General features: G+C 65.4%; 1 protein-coding gene and 2 pseudogenes. All 3 read right to left on the bottom strand.

All coding sequences use genetic code 11. The annotated features are described in order from the left end of the window. Positions 1-258: 258 nt before the first annotated feature. Positions 259-2,313, bottom strand: a pseudogene (recD, locus tag G113_RS17585) (exodeoxyribonuclease V subunit alpha). After that, on the bottom strand, positions 2,310-5,909 hold the full coding sequence (gene recB / locus G113_RS17580) for an exodeoxyribonuclease V subunit beta (protein WP_005908001.1): 3,600 nt from the start codon (positions 5,907-5,909) through the stop codon (positions 2,310-2,312). The pseudogene recD and the gene recB overlap by 4 nt, the downstream one beginning before the upstream one ends. Then, a pseudogene (locus G113_RS17575) lies at positions 5,909-7,631 on the bottom strand (exodeoxyribonuclease V subunit gamma); the annotation flags it as partial. The pseudogene G113_RS17575 and the gene recB, both read right to left, overlap by 1 nt.

The following is a 7,631-nucleotide window of genomic DNA, read 5'->3' as shown; positions in this document are numbered from 1 at the left end:
ATGACTCATGATGAACCCTGTTCCATGGCTCCAGATGACAAACATGATCTCATATCAGGGACTTGTTCGCACCTTCCTTAAGCAAGTGGGTCACTACAGATTCCGTTTTATATCTTTTGATTTTATCTCTAATTCTCTCTACATCATGTAAATATGACATACCTAACATAACTCCTATCCATAGTTATATTTATTAATATGTTATTCACAACGACCAATTAGACAGTGGAAGCCACAGTTTTCCACCGTCAATATAAGTCACTCCCCCAACCTCTCCGCCAATCCGGAATAACGCTCGGTCTTTTTCCGCACGGCCTGTGCCAGCAGGGCGCGATCGCCGTAGAGATCGAGCCGGGCCTTGGCGCGGGTGATGCCGGTGTAGACCAGCTCGCGGGTCAGGAGCGGGCTGGGGCTGTCGGGCAGCACCAGCACCGTATGGGCAAACTCCGAGCCCTGGGATTTGTGGATGGTCATGGCGTAGACAGTCTCGTGGGGGGGCAGGCGGCTGGGTAAAAGCGCCCGCAGGGTGCCGTCCGGCTGCTCGAACCATACCTTTAACCGCCCGCTTTCATCGGGCAGACAGAGCCCCATATCACCGTTATAGAGGCCAACGCCGTGGTCGTTGCGCACCACCATCACCGGGCGACCGGCATACCAGTCGCCATCACGGGCAATCAGTCCGGCCCGTGACAGGGCCAGTTCCAGCCGCTCGTTAAGCCCCTCAACCCCGAAGGGGCCGCCGCGCAGGGCGCAGAGGATCTGGAAGCTGTTGAATGCCTTGAACACGGTGGCGGGCGCTTCCCCGGCGCGGGCCGCTTTCAGATAGCTGCCGTAGCCGGCCACCCCCTGGGCAATCAGGGCCTCGTAGGCCTCTCCCGCCCAGGGGTGCAGGCTGATGTCCTTGAATCCCGCACTCCAGACCGATTCCACCGCCGTGGCATCGCCGCCGTTGCAGGCCCGCGCCAGCTGGCCGATGCCGGAATGCTGATCGAAGCGCCAGCTCTTGGCCAGCAAACAGAGGCTATCGCGCACCGGTGCACCGGCGGGCGTGCCCTGCAGGCGGTAGCCGGTCTGGCGGGAGAGCCAATCCGCCTGCGCCGGGCTGATGCCCTGTTCGATAAAGCTGCAGATATCCCCGAGCACGGCCCCCGCCTCCACCGAGGCGAGCTGATCCTTGTCACCGAGCAGGATGAGACGGGCGTGGCTGGGCAGCGCATCGAGCAGGCGCGCCATCATCGGCAAGTCGACCATGGAGGCCTCATCCACCACCAGCAAGTCGAGGTGCAGCGGGTTGCCCGCGTGGTGGCGGAACTGGCTGCGCCCCGGGATCACCCCGAGCAGCCGGTGCAAGGTGCCCGCCTCTGTGGGGATGGCCTGGGCCCACTCGGGGGGCAAGTCCAGCGCCTGCAAGGCGGAGCCGATGCTCTCGGTCAGGCGCGCCGCCGCCTTGCCGGTGGGGGCCACCAGCCGGATCGCCGGGGCCTTGCCTGCTTGCAGGCCGGTCTCCACCAGGATGGCCAGGAGCTTGGCCACAGTGGTGGTCTTGCCGGTGCCGGGGCCGCCGGAGATCACCGCGAAGGGGCGCGCCGCCGCCGTGGCCGCCGCCAGCTTCTGGCCGTTGCAGCAGAGCGACTCGGGCACCAGAGCATCCAGCTTGCTCAAGTCGCTCGCCGCCTGGGCGCTCCCCAGCAGCGCCTCTATGGCGGGCCAGTCCACCTCGTTCGGGAAGACCAGATCCAGATACTTTTCCACAAAGTGGCGGGCGGAGAAATCCGGCGCGAGGCGGGCTTTGAGCAGGGCCCCGAACACCAGACCATGGTCGCGGGCAAAGAGCCGCGACAGGGCCGGGGCAATCTCCGGCCATTCGGCGCGTTCACTCAAGGCACGCAGATGGCGGGCACCCCCAGTTCAAAATCGTGGTAGCGGGTGAGGTAGAGACGGCCGTGCCAGAGCCGCAGCGGCCAGCGGGGGGCGTTCCCCCTCATCTTGCTCGGTGCCAACGAGGGGGCTTGCCGCAAACAGGGCGGGCCAGCTGGCAGGATCCGCAAGATCGGCCAGCAGATCCCGGCTCTGATCCGGATCCAGCCCGAAGGGGCGCAGGGATCCCTTTTCGTTACCGGCATGAGCCAGCATTTCCAGCGGCAGGCAGACATGGCCGCGCCCAAGCTCGAAGCAGGCGAGCGCGGCCCCCAGCACCAGCTCGGGGCCGCCGCCCAAATCGGCCACCAGCCTGGCAAATTGCAGATCCAGCTGGCGGATGCGCCCTGCCAGCGCCAGGGCCTTGAGCCGTTCGATCATCATTGTGCCGTTCATGCTTCTACCCCGTTATCCGATACCCCGGCGAGGGTGGGCGCCGCCCCCTCGCTAAACAACCGATCAAGCCCCAGCACCAGCTCACGGCTGGGGCGGGTATGGAAAATCCCCCCCTGCGGCATGCCGCGCAGGAACAGATAGAAGACCCCGCCAAAGTGCTGGTCGAAGTCGTAGCCCGGCAGGCGCAGGGCGAGCAGCCGGTGCAGCGCCAGGGAGTAGAGCTGGTATTGCAGGTCGTAGCGATGCTCAACCATGGCCCGCTCCAGCGCCGGCCGGCTGTAATCGGCCGGGCTCATGCCGAGGTGGTTCGATTTGTAGTCGAGCAGATACCAGCGCCCCTGCCACTCGAACACCAGGTCGATAAAGCCCTTGAGCATCCCCTGCACAGTGGCAAAGCCCAGCGGCTTGTTGCCCCGCGACAGGGGGTCATGCTGCTGGCAGAGCGCGGTCAGGGCCGGCGCCGTCACCCGCTCCATGGGCAGGAAGAACTCCAGCTCCACCTGCTTGCGATCGGGCGCCAGCTCCCGCAGCTGCACCGGATCGCCGAGGCCGGTATCGAGCGGGGTATCGAGTACCGCCTCCACCTGCTGTTGCAGCACCTCGGCCCAGCTCTCGTCAAAGCCATCCTGTACCAGCAGGCTGGCGATATGGTGCGCCAGCGGCTCGCCAGCGGCGCTCTGAAAGTCGATGGTCTCGAACAGGCTGTGCAGCAGGGTGCCGGGGCGCGCCCCCTTCGGGAAGGTGAAGATGGAGGGCTGGGGCGTCTCCTCTTCCTGCACTGCGGCGGCCGCCTCGGTCACTACCTCGTCATCGAAGCCGGGATTGGCCAAGACCCCCTTGCCGTGGCCGTTTCCTTGGGCCGCCAGCCCGGAGTAGGAGCTGATCCACCAGTCCCGCTCAAGCTTGCCGGAAAAGTGGCGCACTTGGGGCTCGCCCAGCTGCTCGTGCTCGGCCACCAGCGGGGCCGGGCGGGTGAGCGAGGGCTCACCGACCGCCACCCCGGGCAGCGCCTGGGCAAGCTCGGTGAGCGCGCTCGCCAGGGTAGCTGCGTCCCCCGCCTCCCCCTTTTGCAGCAGGTAGCCGATGGCGGTGTGGTGCAGATCGGTCTGCTCCGACTTGCCCGCCCCGGCCCGCACCGGGGCCAGCCCCAGCCAGGTGGCGTAGACGCCGCGAGTCAGCGCCACATAGAGCAGCCGCAAGTCTTCGGCGAGGCGCTCCTTGTCGGCTTCGGCCAAGGATCCCTCGGCGCCGGTCAGATCGAGAATGGTGCGATTGCCCGCCTCAATCGCCTCATGGTAGAGCGGGGTCTCGGCGGCTCTGTGACTGCAGATGAAGGGCAGGAACACCAGGGGGTACTCCAACCCCTTGGATTTGTGGATGGTGACTATCTGCACCAGCTTGCGCTCGGATTCGAGCCGTAGTACCTGCTCCGCATCCTGGCCATTGGGGCGACTCACCGCCTCCCCCAGCCAGCGCAGCAGGGCGTATTCGCCGTCCAGCTCGCAGCTCACCTGTTGCAGCAGCTCCCCGAGATGGAGGAAGTTGGTCAGCCGCCGCTCGCCATAGGGACTCGCCAGCAGGGAGGAGGCGAGATTGCGCCTGTGCAGCAGGGCTCGCAGCATCGCCAGCACGCCACGGCGGTGCCAGATCGCTCGGTACTCCATAAACTCCTGCACCGCGCTCTCCCAGGCCCGCTCATCCGAGGCCAGCGCGTCGAGCGCCCTGGCGTCGAGATCAAACAGGCCGGTGGCCAGCGCCGCGCGCAGGCTGCGCTCTTCGCTCGGGTTCTGGCAGGCGTGCAAAATCAGCAGTATCTCCCGCGCCTCCACCTGCTCCAGCACGCTCTCGCGGTTCGACAGATAGACGGAGGCGATGGCGAGGCGCGCCAGCTCCTGCTGCACCAGTCGGCCCTCGGCGCCGGTGCGCACCAGCACGGCAATGTCCCCGGCCTTGACCGGCTGGTCGCCAATCAGCGCCTTGCCCTCGCGAGCCAGGGTCAGCAGTCGGTGAATTTCCGCCGCCGTGGCACGGGCCATTCGGCTCTGGTAATCCCCGCGGTTGAAGGTGGGCTGGCCGGTCAGCTGCCAGCAGTGCAGCACGGGGGCAACTTGCCCATCGAGTTGCAGTGCCTTGCTCTTGCCCTGCGCCTCCACCGGCAGGAAGGGGATATCCGCTTCGTAGATAAAGGGATCCTTGGCCCGCTCGAACAGGCCGTTGACCGCCCCCACCAGCGCGCCGCTGGAGCGCCAGTTGCGCCCCAGGCTGTAGTGGGCGCTCACATTTCGCCGCGCCTGGATGTAGGTAAAGATGTCGGCACCGCGAAAGCCGTAGATGGCCTGCTTGGGGTCGCCGATCATCAACAGCGCCGTGTCCTGGTGGCCGCCGTAGAGGCGATGGAAGATGCGGTACTGCTGGGGGTCGGTATCCTGGAATTCATCGATCATCGCCACTCTATAGCTGGCGCGAATGCGATCGCAGAGCCGCTCGCCAAGACTGGAGCCGAGCGCCCCGTCGAGATCTTTGAGCAGGTCATCGAACGAGAGTTGATGGGCTTGGCGCTTGCTCGCCTGCATCCGGCTGCGCACCACCTTGGCCGCCCGTTGCAGGATCAGATCCCTAATACCGGGACGGCTCGCCAGCAGCGCATCGATTTGCGCAAAAAGCGGCAGAGTCGGCATCGCGCCCCCCTTCTTGAGGTTCTCCTCCAGCACCGTCTGGCCGAAGCGATCCAGCTCCTTGGGGATGGCGTAGCCGCTGCTCTCGTCCTGCGCCCAGTCGCCGATCTTGGCGAGCCAGCCTTCGTAGTTCTTGCCGGTATAGCGGCTTACTTGCCCATCCGTCTGGCGGCGGATCTCGTCCCCTTGCGCCAGCCATTCGCACTTCACCGCCTCGATGCGGGCCATGGCCACCTGATGGCGCTCGGCCAGGGTCTCGTCCCCCAGCGCAGGCAGTATCTCCAGCTCGCTGTTGTCGAGCCAGCTGCTCATCTCCCGCAGCAGGGCGGCGGGGCTCGGCCAGAGCGCGCGCACCGAGCTGGCGAGGGTTTTATCCACCGGATAGAACTCGGTGCGCCAGTAGTCACTCACCGCCTGCAACCTGAGCTGGCTGTCGTCGGTCAAAAATTCTGTCTCGAACAGGGCGCCCGATTCGAAGGCGTTCTGTTTGAGCATGCGCTGGCAGAAGCCGTGGATGGTAAAGACAGCCGCCTCGTCCATCTGCCGCTCGGCGGCCAGCAGGCGGCGGGCCGCCAAGGGGTGATCCTCGACCTCCAGCAGCAGTTGGGTCAGCAGCGGATCTGTGCTCTCCCTGCCCATGAAGGCGAGGCGCGCCTCGTGGATACGGGCGCGGATCCGGCCACGCAGCTCGGCGGTGGCGGCTTCGGTAAAAGTCACCACCAGGATCTCGGTCACAGAGAGCGGCCGTTCGTGGGCGCTGGGCTGACCGGCCTCTTCACCCTCTTCGATGGCGGGACCATGGCCCAGCAAGAGGCGCAGGTAGAGCCCGGCGATGGTGTAGGTCTTGCCGGTACCGGCGGAGGCTTCGATCAGTCGTTCACCATGGAGGGGGAAACGCAGGGTATTGAGCGGGCTAGCCATTATTTCAGCTCCTCCAGGGTTTGATGCAGCGAGGTCAGGTGTTCACGGGCCAGTTCCTGCAACTGGGTCAGCACGGCGTCATTGAGCTCGGGGAAGCAGCGGGCAACATAGGGGTCCTCCCCTTCGCCATTGATCATCCAGCCACCATTGAAACGGCTGAGCGCCGCCTTGTCGGCGGCATCCGGTTTGTCCGGGTCCTTTTCCATCGCCTTGAACCAATCCCAGGCGGTATTGGGGAAGAAGGGCAGCGGCCGCTTCATGCCCTGCTGCCAGAGCGCCACCAGCGCCGCCAGTCTGGGGCGTGCCTCGTCAGCAGCCAGGGCCGGGAAGCGCCAGCTCAGCTTGGCATCGAACAGCAGGGTGTCGCCGGGAGCCTCGCTCAGGGAGAGGCAGAGGTGCTGGATCCAGCCCAGCAGCAGATCCTTGCCGTTGAAGCTGCCGGGCTTGATGATCAGCTGACGCCCTTTCTGGGTGTCTATCCAGCCTTGCAGCTGCCCTTGCGCCAGGGAGATATCGATCTCCACCGCCTGTTTCTGTGCCTCGTCACCCGCAACCCAGGGACGCAGCCGCTCGGCCAGGCCACCCATCTGTTTATCGAGGTCGTCCAGCAGCAGACGGCCAAACCAGCCCTGGGGCAATTGCCCCGAGAGGCGCAGCCGCTCGCGCCGCTTGTCCACACTATCGCTCCGCCCCGGGCCGTTCCCCTGTGCCAGATGGGAATCGAGCAGCAGACTCTTGAGCTGATAGTGCTGCAGGCCGTCCAGTTCGAACGGCTCGCTGTCTTCGATGTTGGCTTCGTTCAACTCGAACCACACCTTGAGACGGCGATTGAGGAAATACTTGGCGGGCTGGCGATAGAAACGCAGCAGCTCGGCCAGCTCCAGCCCCTGCTCCTTGCCCCATTCGGGGGGCAGTGGCAGCTCGCCACTCTGGAAATTGGCCGCCCCCGCCACGGGATCCAAGGCGGGCAGCCAGTCGACGGCATAGGTAAAGAGCCGCGAACCCGCCTCCGGATAGAAGTAGTTGCGGCTGTAGGGGGTCAGCGGGTGCTCGACCACCAGGTGCTTGAGCAGCCGCTCGCCGGACTGCTCGTCTGGCAGTGTCTCATCTCCCGCCAGCACGAAGCCCTGGCGCACGTAGTCGACAAGCTCCGCCAGCAGCACTGAGGGCACCTTCGCACTGTTGTCCTGGGCGCTGAAGCCCTGATAGCTGATATAGAGCCCCTGCTGGGCGCTGAGCAGCGCCTCCAGGAAGAGATAGCGGTCATCGTCCCGGCGCGAGCGATCCCCGCGCCGACTGGCACTGGCCATCAGATCGAACCCCATGGGGGCCAGGGTGCGCGGGTAGACCCCATCGTTCATGCCAAGCAGACAGACCTGCTTGAAGGGGATGGATCGCATCGGCATCAGGGTACAGAAGTTGACCTGACCGGCGAGGAAACGCTGGCTGGAGCGCTGCTCTCCCAGCACGCTGCCAAGGTAGTCCTGCACCAGATCCGCCGTGATGGGGCGCTCGAAGCGCGCCTCGGCCAGCGCCCCCTGCCACTCGACGAGCTGGCTGCGGATAAGTTGCAGCAGTCGCTCCTCCTCCTCGTCCGCCAGGTAGAAGCGCTCGAGCAGCTCATTGAGGCAAGCCGACCATGCGGGCAGGGAGTGTTCCCGTTGCAGACGCGGCAGGAACTCGGCGAGTGAATCGACGAACCAGGCCAGCTTGCCGAGCGCC

It is taken from the genome of Aeromonas molluscorum 848 (genome assembly GCF_000388115.1).
Taxonomy (GTDB): domain Bacteria; phylum Pseudomonadota; class Gammaproteobacteria; order Enterobacterales; family Aeromonadaceae; genus Aeromonas; species Aeromonas molluscorum.
This window is presented reverse-complemented; position numbering and strand designations above follow the sequence as displayed.

Excerpts from the sequence above, each read along its gene's own strand:
- recB (WP_005908001.1), bottom strand. The coding sequence starts at position 5,909 with ATGGCTAGCCCGCTCAATACCCTGCGTTTCCCCCTCCATGGTGAACGA.